A 14,451-nucleotide genomic window follows, 5' to 3' on the forward strand; every position below is an offset into this window, starting at 1 on the left:
GAAGCCCCAGCGCGGCCTTGGAATGAGCCCTTCGACAGGCTCAGGGCGAACGGTCGCTACGCCGCCTGCTTCATCTCATCGAAGGGCACGCTGGTGGTCTGCAGCGCGCTGGCCGGCAGGCCGTCCTTCCACGGCAGGTCCACCGGGGAGTCCTTCAGCAGGCAGTCGTCCGGCAGCGTCTGGATCGGCGTGAAGTCGCGGTGGGCGATGTACTCGGGCCGCTTGAAGCGCCGGATGTGGTTGCTGACGGCGCACAGGCTCAGGTAGACGCTGACGCGGTCCCAGGGCGACAGGTTGCTGCCCGAGGCGTGGACCAGGCAGCTGTGGAACAGGATCATCGAGCCGGCCGGCCCCTTGGGGGAGACGATGCCACCGTTCTTGCCGCCGGCGCGCTCCACCAGCTGGGCGATCAGCGCGTTGTCGACGGTCCACAGCGGATAGCTGGTGGTCGTGAGGTCGTGCTTGGCCTCCACCACGCCCTTCTTGTGGCTGCCCGGGATGAACATCAGCGGGCCGTTGTACTCGTTGACGTCGTCCAGGAAGATCGCCACGTTCATCGCGCGCTCGGTGGGCATCATGTCGTCGTTCAGCCAGGTGCCGTAATCCTGGTGCCACTGCCAGACGTCGCCTTCGAAGGCGGCCTTGCCGTTGATCTTGAACTGGTGCATGTAGACCTGCTCGTTGAACAGGTCCATCACCGGCCCCACCATGCGCGGATGGCGCGCCAGCTTGGCGAAGGGCTCGCTGTACATGTGGGCGGCGAAATTGGTGCGCACGGCGTCCTTGCCCTTTTCGCGCACGTTGTAGGCCTCGCGCCGGCCGTACAGCTCGGGCACGGCGGCGGTCAGCGTCCGCGTCTCGGCCGGGATGAACTGGCCGGGGAAGAACAGGTAGCCCTCGCGGTCGAACTGTTCCAGCTGCTTCTTCGTCAATTTCACGGTTTGTCTCCTTCACGGGTCTTGAGAACCTGGGACAGCCGGCCGGCCAGGGTGTCGCTGGCCTGCCGGCTGTGGCTGTCGATCAGGCGGGCGGCGCGGTCGCCGTCGCCGGCGGCGATCGCCTTGGCGATCGCCTCATGCTCGTCCCACAGCGCTTCGCGCTGGCGCGAGGACTGCAGCACCGCGCCCATCACGCGGCGCAGGTGGCGCCAGTGCTGGTGCGCGCTCTGCTCGATCAGCGGGTTGCCGGAGGCGGCGTAGATGGCGCTGTGGAAGGCGATGTCGGCGTCGATCATCGCCTTGACGTTGCGCCCGCGGGCGGCCTTGCGGCCCTGCTCGAGCAGCCTGGGGTCGATGCGGAAGCGCTGCGCAGCCGCCAGCCGCGCGGCCAGCGCATCCAGCGCCCCGCGCACCTGGTACACCTTGGCGATCCACTGCGCATCCAGCGGCGCCACCAGCACGCCGCGGCCGGGCGCGTCCAGCACGAAGCCGTCCTTCTTGAGCAGCCGCAGCGCCTGCAGCACCGGCTGGCGCGACACCGCGAGGCGTTCGGCGATGTCTTCCTGCATCAGGCGCTCGCCCGGCGCCAGCGAGCCCTCGCTGATCGCGTCGAGCAGGCTCTCGTAGACCTGTTCCACCAGGTCGGGCGCGCTGTCGAGTTTGACGAGGTGGGCGGTCATGTGGCGAACTCTGTATACAGAATACGGTGGCCTTGGAAGAAAGGCAAGCGGTGTGACAAGATCGGGCCATCAAGAGGGGAATTCGATGAAGACGACGACCTGGGACGGCGCCTGGCTGGACAGCATGTACAACAACCGGGCCCTGGTGCCCAGCTATGCAGACTACTTCCGGCGCTGGTCTGCGGCTTCGGGCGAGGCCTTGCGCACGCAGCGGTGCCGGCTCGACATCCGCTATGGCGGCGGGCCCAACGAGCACCTGGACATCTTCGAGGCGGAGCAGGCCGACGCGCCGGTGCTGTTCTTCATCCATGGCGGCTACTGGCGCGCGCTGGACAAGAAGGACCACGCCTTCGTCGCTCCCGCGTTCACCCGCCAAGGGGCCTGCGTCGTGATCCCGAACTACGCGCTGGCGCCGGCGGTGACGGTGCCGCAGATCACGATGCAGATGGTGGCGGCGCTGGCCTGGACCTGGCGCAACATCGCCAGGCACGGCGGCGATCCGTCGCGCATCACCGTGGTCGGCCACTCGGCCGGCGGCCACCTGGCCGCCATGATGCTGGCCTGCCTGTGGCCGGTATACGGCAAGGAGCTGCCGCCGGACCTGGTGAAGAACGCGCTGTCGATCTCGGGCCTGCACGACCTGGAGCCGATCATGCACACGCCGTTCCTGCAGGTGGACCTGAAGCTCACGCCGCAGCAGGTGCGGCAGGCCAGCCCCGCGCTGCTGCCGGCGCCGGCGACCGGCGTGCTGGCAGCCGTCGCCGGTGGCGACGAGAGCGCGGAGTTCCATCGCCAGGTGGAATCGATCCGCAAGGCATGGGGACCGGCGTCGGTGCCGGTGGCCGACGTGCTGCCGGGGCTGAACCACTTCAGCGTGCTGGATGCGCTGCTGCAGCCGGACCAGCGGCTGCATCGCATGGCCAAGGAATTCCTGGGCGTTTGAAGTGTCGCAATCTGTCATGCCGGACTTGATCCGGCAGCCGGACTGCCCACGTCACATCAGCAGGTGCTCGCCCTCGTTGGAGCCGCCCAGGATCACGTAATTGACCTTGCGGATGTCCAGCAGCTTCCTGCCGCCGGAATAGCTGATGGAGCTCTGCACGTCTTCTTCCATCTCGCGCATCGTGTCGGCCAGCCGGCCCTTGACCGGCTCCAGGATGCGCTTGCCCTCCACGTGCTTGTATTCGCCCTTGTTGAAGTCCGAGGCGCTGCCGTAATACTCCTTGAACAGCTTGCCGTCGACCTCCACGGTCTGGCCCGGCGACTCCTCGTGGCCGGCCAGCATCGAGCCGATCATCACCATGGTGGCGCCGAAGCGCACGCTCTTGGCGATGTCGCCGTGCTCGCGGATGCCGCCGTCGGCGATGATCGGCTTGGTGGCCACGCGGGCGCACCACTTGAGCGCCGACAGCTGCCAGCCGCCGGTACCGAAGCCGGTCTTCATCCGCGTGATGCAGACCTTGCCGGGGCCGATGCCGACCTTGGTCGCGTCCGCGCCCCAGTTTTCCAGGTCGATGATCGCCTCCGGCGTGCCGACGTTGCCGGCGATGATGAAGGTGGAGGGCAGCTTCTCGCGCAGGTGGGCGATCATGTTCTTGACCGTATCGGCGTGGCCGTGCGCGATGTCGATGGTCACGTACTCGGGCACCAGGCCGGCGGCGGCCAGCTGGTCCACCGTGTCGTAGTCGGGCTTCTTCACGCCCAGCGAGATCGAGGCGAACACGCCCTTGGCCTTCATGTGCCGCACGAACTTGACGTTGTCCAGGTCGAAGCGGTGCATCACGTAGAAGAAGCCGTGCTGCGCCAGCCAGAGGCAGATCTTCTCGTCCACCACGGTCTTCATGTTGGCCGGCACCACCGGGATGCGGAACCGGCGCCCGCCCAGCTCCACGCTGGCGTCGCATTCGGAACGGCTATCCACGCGGCACTTGCGCGGCAACAGCAGGACGTTGTCGTAGTCGAAGATTTCCATGATGTTTCCAAGCTCCTGAAGGCTGTCGGTTGAACAGGTGAGCGCTTGGACTTGGCCCGGCATTTCTTCCCGCGCGGGCCGAAAAAAACCGGGCGCAATTGCTTGGGCCCGGTGCCTGATTCTACCCGCCGGCCCCGGCGGGCGCGCATCTGGATTGCGCTATAGCCCTCATACGGCCGCGCCCATCCTGCACCCAGCCCACCACCCGCAGCCGGTCGGGGTGGGCGCCTTCGGGAATGTTCATCGGCCGCGCTTCGAACAGCCTGGCCTGGCCGGCCGCTGCCGGCCAGGCCAGTTGCAGGGCGTTGCGCACGAGGTTGCGCTCGATCGGGGTGCCGTCGCTGCCGGCCGGGATGGTTTCCACCAGCAGCAGCCAGGCCGACCACGGCTGCCGGTCCGGCGACTTCAGTTCCAGCGAGGTCCCCAGGTAGCCGTTGAAGGGCAGGCCGTGGCTCACGCGCAGGCCGCGCCTGGGCGCCTGCACCACGAGGCGGGCCGCATCGATCTCCACCGGGGGCTGGCGCCCGAGCGCCGCCAGCCGCGCCAGTGCGTCGCGGCTGGCGGCCGCCGACAGCGGCGCCTCTTCGCCCCTGCCGCCGGGAACGATCCAGTCCAGCGCCAGTTCGTCCGGCTGCGCCGGCTCCGTGCCGCCCGCCCAGCAGGACTCGCAGTCGGCGCTGATGAAGCGTTCCAGCAGCCGGGCCGGCTGGGTCTGGCCGTCGCTGGAGCAATAGGACTGCGCGGCCGCCCAGGGGCTGGCCAGCGATGCCAGCGCCAGCAGGACCTGGCCGGCCCGGGAACGAATGCACACGTCGCGATCCATGTCGTCTTCCTACAATGGCCCCTATGTTCCCAGAAGTCGCCCACGAGCTCCCGCTGCTCCAGAATCTCAACCCCGAGCAGAAGGCCGCGGTGACGCTGCCCAACGAGCATGCGCTCATCCTGGCTGGCGCGGGGTCCGGAAAGACCCGCGTCCTGACCACCCGGATCGCCTGGCTGCTCTCCACCGGCCAGATCTCGCCGGGCGGCGTGCTGGCCGTCACCTTCACCAACAAGGCCGCCAAGGAGATGATGACGCGGCTGGGCGCGATGCTGCCGGTGAACGTGCGCGGCATGTGGATCGGCACCTTCCACGGCCTGTGCAACCGGTTCCTGCGCGCGCACTACAAGCTGGCCAACCTGCCGCAGAGTTTCCAGATCCTGGACACGCAGGACCAGCTGTCGGCGATCAAGCGGCTGATGAAGCAGTTCAACGTCGACGAGGAGCGCTTCCCGGCCAAGCAGACCCAGTGGTTCATCAGCGGCAACAAGGAAGAGGGCCTGCGCCCCAACATGGTGGAAGTGCGCAGCGACGAGGACCGCAAGAAGGTGGAGATCTACCAGCTGTATGAAGACCAGTGCAACCGCGAGGGCGTGGTCGACTTCGGCGAGCTGATGCTGCGCAGCTACGAGCTGCTGCGCGACAACGACCCGATCCGCGAGCATTACCAGCGGCGCTTCCGCCACATCCTGGTCGACGAGTTCCAGGACACCAACAAGCTGCAATACGCCTGGCTCAAGATGCTCGCCGGCCCCGAGAGTTCGGTGCTGGCGGTCGGCGACGACGACCAGAGCATCTACGCCTTCCGCGGCGCGCGGGTGGGCAACATGGCGGACTTCGTGCGCGAATTCGAGGTGAAGCACCAGATCAAGCTGGAGCAGAACTACCGCAGCTTCAGCAACATCCTGGATTCGGCCAACGAGCTGATCGCGCACAACAAGACCCGCCTGGGAAAGAACCTGCGCACCGACCAGGGTCCGGGCGAGCCGGTGCGCGTGTACGAGGCGCCGACCGACCTGGCCGAGGCCCAGTGGATGGTGGAGGAAATGCGTCACCTGGTGCGCGGCGACGGCCCCGAAGGCAGCATGGAGCGCAAGGAGATCGCGGTGCTGTACCGCAGCAACGCGCAGAGCCGGGTGATCGAGACGGCGCTGTTCAACGCCGCGGTGCCGTACCGCGTGTACGGCGGGCTGCGCTTCTTCGAGCGCGCCGAGATCAAGAACGCGCTGGCCTACCTGCGGGTGCTGGAGAACCCGAACGACGACACCAGCTTCTTGCGGGTCGTCAACTTCCCGCCGCGCGGCATCGGCGCGCGCAGCATCGAGCAGCTGCAGGATGCCGCGCGCGTGGCCGGCTGTTCGCTGCACGACGCGGTGAGCGCCACCACCGGCAAGGCCGGCGCCAACATCGGCGCCTTCGTCGCCAAGATCGACGTGCTGCGCGAGCGCACCGCCGGCCTGACGCTGCGCGAGATCATCGAGCAGGTGCTGCAGGAGTCGGGCCTGGTGGACCACTACAAGGCCGAGCGCGAAGGCGCCGACCGGGTGGAGAACCTGGAGGAACTGGTCAACGCCGCCGAGAGCTTCGTCACGCAGGAAGGCTTCGGCCGCGATGCAGTGGCGCTGCCGATCGACGAGCACGGCACCATGCTGCGCCAGAGCCCGGCCAGCCAGGGCCTGGACCCCAGCCTGCCGGAGGTCATCCTTCGACACGCTCAGGACGATCGGACTGCTCCGGACTACGTGCCGCCGGACGCTGAGACCGGCGAGACGCTGTCGCCGCTGGCTGCCTTCCTCACCCACGCCGCGCTGGAATCGGGCGACAACCAGGCGCAGGCCGGCCAGGACGCGGTGCAGCTGATGACGGTGCATTCGGCCAAGGGGCTGGAGTTCGACTGCGTCTTCATTACCGGGCTGGAGGAGGGCCTGTTTCCCAGCGAGCGCTCGATGACCGAATACGAGGGGCTAGAGGAAGAGCGCCGGCTGATGTACGTGGCGATCACGCGCGCGCGCAAGCGGCTTTACCTGAGTTATTCGCAGACGCGCCTGCTGCACGGCCAGACCCGCTACAACGTCAAGAGCCGCTTCTTCGACGAGCTGCCCGAGGGCGCGCTCAAGTGGCTGACGCCGAAAAACCAGAACTTCGGCGGCTCCGCCTTCGGCTACGGCTCGGGCTATCCCAGCACCCGCACCAGCAACTACAGCCGCGACACCACCCCCAGCTTCGCCAACCCCGCGGTGCCGGTGCAGAAGGCCGCGCCGGCGCACGGCCTGCGCGCCGGCATGAAGGTGTTCCACACCAAGTTCGGCGAGGGCACGGTGCTGTCGATCGAGGGCCTGGGCGACGATGCGCGCGCGCAGGTCAACTTCCCGCGCCACGGCATCAAGTGGCTGGCGCTGTCGGTCGCCAAGCTGACACCGGTGACCTGAGGCGGCCGTCCTCAGCGGGCCGGCAGCCGCACGTCGCCGAGCCGCAGCAGGCCGTCGGGCGCCTGTGGCAAGTCGACCGCCACGCTGCCCCATGGCGCCGTCGCGGCGGGGCGGATTTCGTAGCGCCCGGGCTTGGCGTCCGGCAGCTGGAAGCTGCCGCTGCGGCCGGTGAACGTGAGCAGCGGCCTGGCCGCTGCGTCGCCGATCCGGCGGATCTCGATCGGCAGGTGCGGCAGCGGCTGTCCGCTGCCGTCCACCAGCCGGCCGACTGCGACCATCGCCACCTCCTTGCCCAGCTCCAGCAGGAAGCCGCTCTTGTAGGCGGGAGCGAGCATGTAGCGCAGTTTCTCGGGGCTGGCGCCGATCGGCGGATCGACCGGCTCCACCCGCAGTTCGCGCAGCTGGTAGCTGGCCAGGTCGCTCACCACGGCGGGACCGAGCCAGCCGGAGCTGGCCGCGCTGCCGCCCTGGCTGTCGGGGTCGACTTTGATCGGCACGCCGGCCAGGCCTTCCTTGCCCTTGACGATGGCGAAGTTGTCGGCGACCGAGCGACCCAGCCCGAAAGCCCCGTCGGCAAAGACCAGCGAGCCCTGCATGCGCAGCGCGGTTTCGTCGGTGCGGTAGCGGCCGGCGGCGCTGTCGAATTCGCGGTGGGTCTGCGCCGCTTCTGCCAGCCCCTGGCGGCCCCAGTAACCGGCGCCGGCAATGGCTTCGTGCGGTCCCGGACCGGCCCGCACGGAGGCGAATCCGTAGGGCAGCGCCGCGTTGCCGGGCCGCACGGAGTTCCAGGCGACTGTCGTGGCACCGCTCTCGCTCTCGCGCGCCGCGTACACATTGCCGCTGCCATCGCCGAAGCTGAAGCTGATGCCCAAGGCGACGCCGGTGTCCCGTTCGCCGGTGGCGAAGCGGCGGGTCCGCAGCGAGACGGTGGTGGTGGTCCACTTGCCCCAGCGGCGCACCAGCGTCGCCGCCAGGTTGTAGGCGTCGGCGCGGCCGGCGTCGCGTGCCGGCGTGTAGCTGCCGTTCAGGCGCAGCGTCGTTGCGCCGGCCAGCGGCAGCGACAGCGATGAATAGAGGTTGATCCGGTCGCGCTGCGCCGGGAGCGTCTCGTTGATCGAGCCGAAGTTGCGGCCCAGGTACTCCAGCGACACTTCTGACTGGACCGCCGGCCCGCGGGTGTCCGGCAGGTGCAGCCAGTCGAGCCTGGCGGCGACGTCCCAGGTCGCTCCGGCGGAGCGGCTGGCCGCCGCGTCCAGTTGCACCGTGCTGCTGGCGAGAGCGTGGATCGCCTGCAGGCCCGCCACCGCGCGCGAGCGGTCCGCCTGCGCGTAGCCGCCGAGTGTGGTGACATTGCTCACGCCGCGCAGGTAGGACGCCGAGAGCACCGGCTGGCCGGTGTCATAGCGATAGGCGCCGTCGCTCAGGCGGCGCCTGAAGCCGGCGTTGTACGAGAACATGCTCTGGTCCCGCTCCAGCAGCATCGGGCTGGAGATGAACGAGAAGTCCAGCGTCTGGCGCCGGCCGGAGCTGTCCTCGATCACCAGCCGGGTGTTGTTCAACCCGATCGCCGGGGCCAGGCCGCGCAGGTCGTGGCTGCCGGCCGGCAGCTGCAGCGTGCTGACAAGGGAATCGTTGACCCAGACCTTCACTTCGGCAGGCCGCTCGAGGTAGAACTCGAACTGGCCGGACTGGTAGTTGCGCCATTGCGGCTGCAGCGAGTAGTCGCGCGAGACCCCGACCCCGCCCATGTCGACCACGGTCTGGTAGCCCACCACCGGATAGCGCAGGTCGCCGGCGCTGTAGCGAATGGCGCGCTGCGGCTGGTCCACCACCAGGCGCATGTCGCCGCGCTGGAATGCGCTGGCGCCGCCGCCGGCCTGGCCAAAGGCCGCTCCTTCGAACACCACGTCCTGTGCCTTCAGCGCACCGTCGACGGCCAGGCCCAGCGTGTGCTCCCGGCTGGTGGTGCCGGCAACGCTCTGGGTCAGCTGGCTGCTCTTGATGTTGTAGTTCAGGAAGGCCGAGAGCGGCGCCGGCCGGATGGCGTCCGCAGTGGCCAGGTCGACCGGCGCGGCGTTCAGGTAGCTGGTCGTCTTGCCGCGCGACTGCGCCGCAGTGGTGACGGTCAACTCGAATTTCCTCGGGTCGTACGCCGTGGCGATGCCGGCCTCCTCCAGCGCGCGCCGGGACAGCCAGCCCTGCCCATCGATGCGGCGGCGCAGTTGCTCGACCAGTTCGGGCCGCAGGCGCGCCGACAGCAGTTGGGCCAAGGGCTTGCCCTCGAGCTGGAGCGCGGACTCGTCCCGCGACAGCACGGCCCTGAGCTTTTGCGGTGCCGCGCCGTCGATGGCGACGACGACATAAGCGCTGATCGGAATGTCCGGCGGCGGCCGCTTGAAGACGTCCAGGAACAACTCATCGCGGGTCTTGCCGCTTCCGGGCTCCGCGGCCCATCCGATGCACGGCGCCACGCAGAGGCAGACCAGCAGCCAGGGCCCGCAGACGCGGCAGGCGCGCCCGATGCTGTTCCTTGCGAGAGCCTGGCTGCAGGGCATGCGCGGGCCTGCCGCCGCTAGGGGGACAACAGGACCTGCACAGGCCCGGCGGGCAATCCGGCAGGACGCGGGACGAGCAGGCGGCGGCGCTGGCCTGCCAGCAGGTGCGGCCGCATGGCCGGAACTTCACGCGCCGGGATCGACACGGCCTGCTGGCGCAGCGGGACGCCCGCCGGGTCGAGCGGCACCACGCGCAGCGTGAGGTCGGTCAGCGCCTGGTGCGCCGTTCCTTCGTTGGCGAGGATGATTTCGAGCTGCGGACCCGCCGCCGGGCTGGTGCTGTCGGCGCTGCGCTCGGCCACCGACTCGACGACCACGCGCGGCTTGGCGCCGGCCGGCGTGACGTAGATCCGGGCCTCGTAGTTCACCTGCACCCGGATGTCCAGGCGGACGCCGCCCGCCGGGTCGGGCTCCTGCGCCGGCCGCGGGATCGGGACCTCGCGCGCCACCAGCGTGTACGCCCGTTCGGCGGCCAGCGGCGCCGCGCCGATCCAGCGCACCTGCACGGCCACTTCGTCGCCAGGGAGCATCACGATCTGCGCGGGATAGACGATGAAGTCCTCGTCGGCCGGTGCACCCTGCAGCGTCTTGCCGTCCAGGTCCTTGCGGTGTTCCTGGACAGTGATCTCCACGGCGGCGGGACGCGCCTCCTTGTTTTCCAGCCGCAGGAAGGTGCTCGCCCCGCCGCCCGAAGGCAGCAGGGTGACCTGGCTGGGTGTCATGGTGTATGCGATCGCCTGCAGGGGCGAAGCGGCCGCGATCGCGGCGGCGAAATGGATCGACAGCAGCCAGGGCCTCATCGGGACCTTCCCGGTTCATTGGACAAGACAATGCACCGCTCCCGGCGAAGGGAACGGGCTGCCGGTGGGCGGAAGATCCGCGGCCGGCCCGTGCGGGCCGGCCCGGGCCGGTCAGCTGTCGTCGGCCAGCGTCAGGGTCAGGGAATCGCTGTAGGTGCCGGACAGCAGGCTGGTGTCGGCGGACCAGCTGATCTTCAATGCATAGGCGTAGCCGACGGTGGCAGTGGTCGCGGTTCCCGGGGTTCCTACCGCGCTGCCCGTGTTGAAGATCGTGGTGCCGGCGACGCCGCCGCCCAGCGTGCCGGTGACGATGTTCTTGCTGGAGCCGTTCGGATCGGTCAGGCCGGCACCCAGGGTGCCGCCGGTCTTGACGAACTTGACGTTGGTGTAGAGGATTTCGCGGCCGGCGCCCGGTCCGCCGCTGCCGCTCGTGCGCACCAGCTTGCCGGTGTTGGCCGAGGTGACGGTCAGCTTCCAGCCGCTCTCGGAGTTGTTGTCGATCGTTCCCGTCACGATCGTCGTGTCGGTCTGGCCGGTCGCGCCGACGATCGTGATGCCGGTAGTGTCGTTCTCCACCAGTGTGTTGATCGGCGCAACGCTGCCGCCCACCGTCCCTGCCATGGCGCCGCTGCCGGCGAGCGCCAGCGCGGCGGCGAGCGCAAGCCTGGTGCGGGTTGGCCCAAAGTACGCATTCATGTCGAGTCCCTCTTTCAAAAAGGTGCACATCATCCGGAACTGCCTTCCCCGTGCACGCAAGGAGGCGGAGCGTGAAACGCTTGCGATGCGTCCGGCGGGGCCGGCGCCCGGGGATGTTAGAAGCAGGAATGCGGACGCCCTTAAGCATCATCTGTAGGGAGCTTGGGAAAAATTCACTTGAAAATTCGCGCATGCCTGCATAGGCGCGTGGTTGACGGCCGCTGCGGCTTGGACCAAACTGGCGGCCGCCACCGGTCCCAGGAGAGATGACCATGCAAGCCAGAACCCTGCTGCTGGCGCTCGTCGCCGTCGCCCTCAACGTCCATGCTGCGGACGAGCCCGGCTCCTCGCCGGCCACCCCGTCGGCGCGCGAGCGCATGACCATCGCCCGCAAGGCGCTGGCAGTGCACGACTACAACAAGGCGGTTGCGGAACTGAGCACCGTGGTGCGCGCCGACCCGGGCAATGCGGAGGCGCACAGCCTGCTTGGCTACAGCTACCGCAAGTCGCCGTCGCCGGACCTGGCCAAGGCCTTCGAGCACTACAACACGGCGCTGCGGATCGACCCGCGCCACAAGGGTGCGCACGAGTACATCGGCGAGGCCTACCTCACCGAACGCAAGCCCGAGGAAGCGCAGAAGCACCTGGCCGAACTGGAAAGGATCTGCGGCAATCGCAGCTGCGAGGAATACGCAGACTTGTCCAAGGCCATCGCCGAGTACCAGGCGAAGAACTGAGTCCGACAGGCTGGTGCTGGAGCAGGCGCGGCGCGGGTCGTGTTCCGGGCGGCTTGCGCACTGGCTGGCATGACGTCGATCGAGGGCATGCCGCCCTCACCCGCCGGCGTCGTCCGGCAGCGGCCGCCGCAGCCCGGGCGCGCGCGGCGACCGCGTCTTCCACAGCGAGACCGCGACGCCGCCGGCGATCAGGGCTGCCGTGACGCCCAGGCTGGCCAGCGGGGGAATCTTGCCGATGATGTTGACCAGGAAGATCTTGCCACCGATGAACACCAGCACCAGGGCCAGCGCGTACTTCAAGTAGGCGAACCGGTGGATCATCGCCGCCAGCGCGAAGTACAGGGCGCGCAGGCCGAGGATGGCGAAGATGTTGCTGGTGTACACGATGAACGGGTCGGTCGTGATGGCGAAGATCGCCGGCACCGAATCGACGGCGAAGATCAGGTCGGCGAATTCCACCAGGCACAGAGCCAGGAACAGCGGGGTGACCCACAGCACCGGTTTGCCGCCGTCCGGATGCGGCTCGCGCGCGAAGAAGGCGTTGCCGCGCAACTGCGGGGTCACGCGCAGATGCCGGCGCAGGAATTTCAGCAGCGGGTTGGTCTCGAGATCGCCCTGGTGGTCGGCCATCCAGAGCATCTTCACCCCGGTCAGCATCAGGAAGGCGCCGAAGACATACAGCACCCACGAGAACTGGGTGACCAGCGCCGCACCCAGGCCGATCATCGCCGCGCGCAGCACGATGACGCCCAGGATGCCCCAGAACAGCACGCGGTGCTGGTATTGCCGGGGGATGGCGAAGAAGGAGAAGATCATCGCGATCACGAACACGTTGTCCATCGACAGCGACTTCTCGATCACGAAGCCGGTGAAGTATTCGATCGCGCGCTCGGCGCCGAGCTGCGACCACAGCCAGCCGCCGAACAGCAGCGCGACGGCGATGTAGCCGGCCGACAGCCACAGGCTCTCGGCGATGCCGATCGCGCGATCCGACCGGTGCAGCACGCCCAGATCGAGCGCCAGCAGCGTCACCACGACGCCGGCAAAGACCAGCCACAGCCACAGCGCGTGGCCGAGGAAGAGGGACTGCGCCAGCTCGTTCATCGGGGCAGCGCCGGCAGTTGCCAGCGCTCCGAAGCGGCGGCGATGATCCACAGCTCACCATCGGACCAGTGGTCGTCGACCTGGGCGACGGCCAGGCACAGGTGCAGCACGGTTTCGCGCAGTTGCGGGTCGTCGACCTCCGCCATCAGGGCCGACAGGGTCTCGGCGTCGATCCGGCAGGCGGCGTCCCAGTGGCTGCTCGCCGTGCTCAGCAGGTCTTCCGTCAGGTCCCTGATGACGTCGTGCATCTGCAGCCGGTCCAGGCCCAGGCGGCGATGGGCGTCCAGCCGGTCCAGGATGCGCAGCTCCGAGTGGCTCAGGTGGCCGTCGACGATGGCGGCCAGGGCGACGATCCGGGCGGCTGCCTGGGCGCTGTTGCGGGGATAGCTTCTCATGGGTGTGCCTGTCTGTGGTTGGGGGTCAATCGAAAATTTCGCCGAGCCAGGTCTTGCGGTGCTTGCGCTGGCGGACATACGCAGCGTTGTCGTGGCTGTCGGGGTCGCGCCGGCCGGGCAGATCCCGCAGGTCCGGACCGCGCTGGCCGGACAGCTGGACCAGCTTGTCGAGTTCGCCGCGGTCGAGCCAGACTCCGCGGCATTGGGGGCAGTAATCGATCTCGACGTTGCTGCGCTCGGTGATGATCAGCGTCGAGGTCGGGCAGGTTGGGCATTTCATGGTGGATCGGTCTCCTTGGTGGCTGCTGCGGATGCAGCGACCAGCCAAATCTAGCGGCGGCCCACCCGCAGGAAAATCCGATTTTTGCCCCACATCATTCGAATTTTTCGCAACGACAGGAGCGCCTGATGAACTACAAGCACCTGCATTACTTCTGGACGGTGGTGCATGCCGGCGGCGTGGCCAAGGCCAGCGAGCGGCTGCACCTGACGCCGCAGACGCTCAGCGGCCAGATCAAGGCGCTGGAAGGGCGGCTGGGCCGCCCGTTGCTGCGCAAGGCCGGTCGGGGCGTGGAGCCCACCGAGGCCGGCCGGCTGGTGCTGCGCTACGCCGACGAGATCTTCGCGCTGGGCACGGCGCTGCAGGAGGCGCTGCATTCCGGTCGCGAGGGTCCCTGGCAATCCACGTTCCGGGTCGGCATCGTGGATTCCGTCCCCAAGGCCGTGGCGTACAAGGTGCTGGAGCCGAGCCTGGCCGCGACGCCGCAGGCGCGCCTGGTGTGTCACGAAGGCAAGCTCACGGCGCTGCTGGCCGAACTGGCCGTGCACCGGCTCGACCTGATCGTCTCGGACGTTCCGCTGCCGGCCGGCGTGAGCATCAAGGCTTTCACCCACCTGCTCGGAAGCAGCGCGATCAGCTTTTTCGCGGCACCGGCGCTGCTCAGGCGCTGCGGGCTGAGCCTGCGGCAGGCGCGCGCCAGGTTCCCCGCTTGCCTGGCACAGCTGCCGCTGCTGCTGCCGGGGCAGGATTGCGCCGTCCGGCCGCGCCTCGATGCGTGGTTACGCGAGCAGGGGCTGATGCCACGGGTGGCTGCGGAGTTCGACGACAGCGCGCTGGCCAAGGCGTTCGGCCGCGAAGGGCTTGGGGTCATTGCCGGCCCGGCCGTGCTGGAGGGCGAAATCGCCCGCCAATACCAGGTCGACCGGCTCGGCGCGGCGAGCGACCTGCTGGAGGAGTTCTATGTGCTGTCGGTGGAGCGGCGCCTGACTCACCCCGGGGTGCTGGCCATCACGCAGGCCGCGCGGCGCGACCTGTTCCGCTGAGG

The 14,451-nt window shown here is 68.7% G+C and carries 14 protein-coding genes; 4 read left to right on the plus strand and 10 right to left on the minus strand.

The genetic code is table 11. The features are described from left to right. Nucleotides 1-56: 56 nt before the first annotated feature. Nucleotides 57-938 (minus strand): phytanoyl-CoA dioxygenase family protein, encoded by an 882-nt coding sequence (locus ACFPOE_RS15760; protein ID WP_376851077.1) that lies wholly within the window; start codon nt 936-938, stop codon nt 57-59. Further along, nucleotides 935-1,618, minus strand: a complete 684-nt coding sequence (locus ACFPOE_RS15765) for a GntR family transcriptional regulator (RefSeq protein ID WP_376851078.1) — start codon at nt 1,616-1,618, stop codon at nt 935-937. Before ACFPOE_RS15765 ends, ACFPOE_RS15760 begins: the two co-directional genes overlap by 4 nt. A gap of 85 nt (nt 1,619-1,703) precedes the next feature. Between ACFPOE_RS15765 and ACFPOE_RS15770 the strand changes: the two genes are divergently transcribed. Further along, nucleotides 1,704-2,561, plus strand: a complete 858-nt coding sequence (locus ACFPOE_RS15770) for an alpha/beta hydrolase (protein WP_376851079.1) — start codon at nt 1,704-1,706, stop codon at nt 2,559-2,561. A gap of 51 nt (nt 2,562-2,612) precedes the next feature. Here the strand turns inward: ACFPOE_RS15770 and ACFPOE_RS15775 are convergent, their stop codons facing one another. Together ACFPOE_RS15775 and ACFPOE_RS15780 are read right to left on the minus strand one after the other, a co-directional pair. Next, entirely contained in the window at nt 2,613-3,590 is a 978-nt protein-coding gene (locus ACFPOE_RS15775) for a GMP reductase (RefSeq protein WP_376851080.1), read from the minus strand. 121 nt (nt 3,591-3,711) lie between these two features. Next, nucleotides 3,712-4,413, minus strand: a complete 702-nt coding sequence (locus ACFPOE_RS15780) for a hypothetical protein (protein ID WP_376851081.1) — start codon at nt 4,411-4,413, stop codon at nt 3,712-3,714. Between the two features lie 23 nt (nt 4,414-4,436). Between ACFPOE_RS15780 and ACFPOE_RS15785 the strand changes: the two genes are divergently transcribed. Next, nucleotides 4,437-6,839 carry a UvrD-helicase domain-containing protein gene (locus ACFPOE_RS15785; RefSeq protein WP_376851082.1) on the plus strand — a complete coding sequence of 801 codons (2,403 nt, stop codon included), beginning with the start codon at nt 4,437-4,439 and terminating at the stop codon, nt 6,837-6,839. An 11-nt stretch (nt 6,840-6,850) separates the two neighbouring features. On the opposite strand, the gene ACFPOE_RS15790 is transcribed toward ACFPOE_RS15785, so the two are convergent. The 3 genes from ACFPOE_RS15790 to ACFPOE_RS15800 all read right to left on the minus strand — a co-directional run bounded on the left by ACFPOE_RS15790 (nt 6,851) and on the right by ACFPOE_RS15800 (nt 10,890). Then, entirely contained in the window at nt 6,851-9,394 is a 2,544-nt protein-coding gene (locus tag ACFPOE_RS15790) for a fimbria/pilus outer membrane usher protein (RefSeq protein ID WP_376851083.1), read from the minus strand. A 17-nt stretch (nt 9,395-9,411) separates the two neighbouring features. Then, nucleotides 9,412-10,194 carry a fimbria/pilus periplasmic chaperone gene (locus ACFPOE_RS15795; protein WP_376851084.1) on the minus strand — a complete coding sequence of 261 codons (783 nt, stop codon included), beginning with the start codon at nt 10,192-10,194 and terminating at the stop codon, nt 9,412-9,414. Between the two features lie 111 nt (nt 10,195-10,305). Next, a complete protein-coding gene (locus ACFPOE_RS15800; protein ID WP_376851085.1) occupies nt 10,306-10,890 on the minus strand; it encodes a hypothetical protein in 585 nt (194 codons plus the stop codon). Nucleotides 10,891-11,162: 272 nt separating this feature from the next. On the opposite strand from ACFPOE_RS15800, the gene ACFPOE_RS15805 reads away from it, so the two are divergent. Continuing rightward, entirely contained in the window at nt 11,163-11,627 is a 465-nt protein-coding gene (locus ACFPOE_RS15805) for a tetratricopeptide repeat protein (RefSeq protein WP_376851086.1), read from the plus strand. 96 nt (nt 11,628-11,723) lie between these two features. Here the strand turns inward: ACFPOE_RS15805 and ACFPOE_RS15810 are convergent, their stop codons facing one another. The 3 genes from ACFPOE_RS15810 to ACFPOE_RS15820 are packed head-to-tail and all read right to left on the minus strand — an operon-like array spanning nt 11,724 to nt 13,406. Then, nucleotides 11,724-12,731 carry a TerC family protein gene (locus ACFPOE_RS15810; protein WP_376851087.1) on the minus strand — a complete coding sequence of 336 codons (1,008 nt, stop codon included), beginning with the start codon at nt 12,729-12,731 and terminating at the stop codon, nt 11,724-11,726. Beyond that, the gene (locus ACFPOE_RS15815) at nt 12,728-13,126 is read right to left on the minus strand and encodes a TerB family tellurite resistance protein (protein ID WP_376851088.1); all 399 of its coding nucleotides are present in this window, start codon (nt 13,124-13,126) and stop codon (nt 12,728-12,730) included. The genes ACFPOE_RS15810 and ACFPOE_RS15815 overlap by 4 nt, the downstream gene beginning before the upstream one ends. Before the next feature lie 25 nt (nt 13,127-13,151). After that, nucleotides 13,152-13,406: a TFIIB-type zinc ribbon-containing protein gene (locus ACFPOE_RS15820; RefSeq protein WP_376851089.1), complete on the minus strand. Its 255-nt coding sequence runs from the start codon at nt 13,404-13,406 to the stop codon at nt 13,152-13,154. Nucleotides 13,407-13,534: 128 nt separating this feature from the next. Between ACFPOE_RS15820 and nhaR the strand changes: the two genes are divergently transcribed. Then, on the plus strand, nt 13,535-14,449 hold the full coding sequence (gene nhaR, locus ACFPOE_RS15825) for a transcriptional activator NhaR (RefSeq protein ID WP_376851090.1): 915 nt from the start codon (nt 13,535-13,537) through the stop codon (nt 14,447-14,449). The last annotated feature ends 2 nt before the right edge of the window (nt 14,450-14,451 follow it).

It is taken from the genome of Caenimonas terrae (assembly GCF_042655405.1).
GTDB classification, from domain to species: domain Bacteria; phylum Pseudomonadota; class Gammaproteobacteria; order Burkholderiales; family Burkholderiaceae_C; genus Ramlibacter; species Ramlibacter terrae_A.

Bases quoted from the DNA above. Each gene is read 5' to 3' on its own strand.
- ACFPOE_RS15790 (WP_376851083.1), bottom strand. From the start codon at position 9,394: ATGCCCTGCAGCCAGGCTCTCGCAAGGAACAGCATCGGGCGCGCCTGC.
- nhaR (WP_376851090.1), top strand. From the start codon at position 13,535: ATGAACTACAAGCACCTGCATTACTTCTGGACGGTGGTGCATGCCGGC.
- ACFPOE_RS15800 (WP_376851085.1), bottom strand. From the start codon at position 10,890: ATGAATGCGTACTTTGGGCCAACCCGCACCAGGCTTGCGCTCGCCGCC.
- ACFPOE_RS15810 (WP_376851087.1), bottom strand. From the start codon at position 12,731: ATGAACGAGCTGGCGCAGTCCCTCTTCCTCGGCCACGCGCTGTGGCTG.
- ACFPOE_RS15785 (WP_376851082.1), top strand. From the start codon at position 4,437: ATGTTCCCAGAAGTCGCCCACGAGCTCCCGCTGCTCCAGAATCTCAAC.
- ACFPOE_RS15765 (WP_376851078.1), bottom strand. From the start codon at position 1,618: ATGACCGCCCACCTCGTCAAACTCGACAGCGCGCCCGACCTGGTGGAA.
- ACFPOE_RS15820 (WP_376851089.1), bottom strand. From the start codon at position 13,406: ATGAAATGCCCAACCTGCCCGACCTCGACGCTGATCATCACCGAGCGC.
- ACFPOE_RS15815 (WP_376851088.1), bottom strand. From the start codon at position 13,126: ATGAGAAGCTATCCCCGCAACAGCGCCCAGGCAGCCGCCCGGATCGTC.
- ACFPOE_RS15780 (WP_376851081.1), bottom strand. From the start codon at position 4,413: ATGGATCGCGACGTGTGCATTCGTTCCCGGGCCGGCCAGGTCCTGCTG.
- ACFPOE_RS15795 (WP_376851084.1), bottom strand. From the start codon at position 10,194: ATGAGGCCCTGGCTGCTGTCGATCCATTTCGCCGCCGCGATCGCGGCC.
- ACFPOE_RS15775 (WP_376851080.1), bottom strand. From the start codon at position 3,590: ATGGAAATCTTCGACTACGACAACGTCCTGCTGTTGCCGCGCAAGTGC.
- ACFPOE_RS15770 (WP_376851079.1), top strand. From the start codon at position 1,704: ATGAAGACGACGACCTGGGACGGCGCCTGGCTGGACAGCATGTACAAC.
- ACFPOE_RS15805 (WP_376851086.1), top strand. From the start codon at position 11,163: ATGCAAGCCAGAACCCTGCTGCTGGCGCTCGTCGCCGTCGCCCTCAAC.